This window comes from Blautia sp. ZXY-1-C6, assembly GCF_056339875.1.
Map to the genome: position 1 here is coordinate 1 of NZ_JBWJVQ010000260.1, position 1,502 is coordinate 1,502.

The 1,502-nt window shown below is 41.1% G+C and carries 3 protein-coding genes; 2 read left to right on the top strand and 1 reads right to left on the bottom strand.

What is annotated here, in order from left to right:
* Positions 1-418 (bottom strand): sigma-70 RNA polymerase sigma factor region 4 domain-containing protein (locus AC075J_RS16845; protein WP_476390526.1); only part of this gene is annotated, 418 nt, incomplete at its 3' end.
* Positions 419-679: 261 nt separating this feature from the next.
* On the opposite strand from AC075J_RS16845, the gene AC075J_RS16850 reads away from it, so the two are divergent.
* Positions 680-925, top strand: a complete 246-nt coding sequence (locus AC075J_RS16850; RefSeq protein WP_055060269.1) for a BhlA/UviB family holin-like peptide — start codon at positions 680-682, stop codon at positions 923-925.
* A 207-nt stretch (positions 926-1,132) separates the two neighbouring features.
* On the top strand, positions 1,133-1,502 hold a 370-nt coding region (locus AC075J_RS16855), incomplete at its 3' end, for a hypothetical protein (RefSeq protein WP_476390527.1).

Below are 1,502 nucleotides of genomic sequence, written 5' to 3' on the forward strand. Positions count from 1 at the left end.
TCACGAAGAAAAGAGTCATGATTTCTTGCTTTATGCTTTTCTCGGGCAGGGAAGCAATGAATGCGGCAATATCATAGTAGCTGTCATCAAAGGTGTCCGGAGCCGTGAGAATGGCTGTGCTGGAATCAATATCGTCTGTCTCGGGAGCCGAAAGATTGCAGCGGCACAGGGATTTATATCGGTTCTGGATAACTGTCTGTATGTATTTTACGCATTCTCCTTCTGAAGAGTCTTCGTTCAGATATGGGATGGCCTGCAGGAGAGAAAGATATAATTCCTGCTGAGAATCCTCTCTTTCCATGCAGTGGATTTTGGCTGCAGTACCTTTGATGAGTGGCTGCATACGTTGCAGGATTTTGGCATCTGTACCGGGAACCCCTGATTTATAATCATGTATAAGCTCTGGCAATGACTTCATATTAAACTACCTCCTTTAATTGGGGAAGTAGTAAAAGAGAAGAAAATCAGAAACTAAAATCAGAAAAAATTTAAGTGATACCTAATTTTAAAAGAATCCGGCGTGCATGAAGGAAAAATGGAAACATCGGCAGAAAAAGGCTGTTAGTTGACAAATCGGTATTGTAGCGACTCTTTAAAGGTTGAACGTATCTATTTGGAACCCGGCGGCTGGGGAAAAGATAAGAGGACGTTTAATATAGCGGGAAGGAGGAAACAGGACATGGAGACAACTATGCTCGATGCCGCTCTGTCGCAGGGGATATGGGCAGTGGTGGCGGTATTTCTGCTCATCTACGTAGTGAAATCGAATGAGCAGAGGGACAAGAAACAGGAAGAACGTGAAAATAATTATCAGTCTGTAATAGAAAAGCTTACAGAAAAATATCAGATTCTTTATACCGTTCAGAATGACCTGAATGAAATAAAGAACCATCTTCTGGCGAAGCAGGATTCACGTTCGGAATGAGATGAAAAAAAGAATTGATGTCCTTAAATGACGAAAAAAGTCCGTGGCCTGTATCCTTGTATGATAGGCCACGGACTTTTTGGAATGATAAGACAGCTATTATTTCTGTTGGAAGACTTTTAGGTGTTATTAGTGCCAGAAATAGGTAATGGGAAGTTATTTAGAGTAAAATAAAAATTGTAAAAAGTAAAAAAGAAAGGATAAAAAATGAGAAAAAAGATTCTGAAAGTGTTTTTTGTGATATTGACAGGTATCACGGTGACCCTGACAGGATGTGAATTGTCAGGAAGCAACGAATCCGCGCAAACGGAAAGCGAAAGTGGTAAGGATGCTGTAAAGTTTATTCCAAATCTTACTACGGCTGTTACCAGGAAGCCAACGCCCACAGCTGTGGCAGCAAATCCAGGAGACAGTGTGCAGAATCAACAGTCTGGAAATAACGCAGAAGCGGAAATTTACCAAAGCCAGGGAGATCCCGCAGATCAGGAATCTGCACAGGAAGAAACTTATGATATCCAATATATCACTGGTAATATTCTGTATTCCGATGAAAATACGATAACAGTAGAAGTGGGCG

Coding starts and splice junctions, on each gene's coding strand:
- AC075J_RS16850 (WP_055060269.1), top strand. CDS start 680: ATGGAGACAACTATGCTCGATGCCGCTCTGTCGCAGGGGATATGGGCA.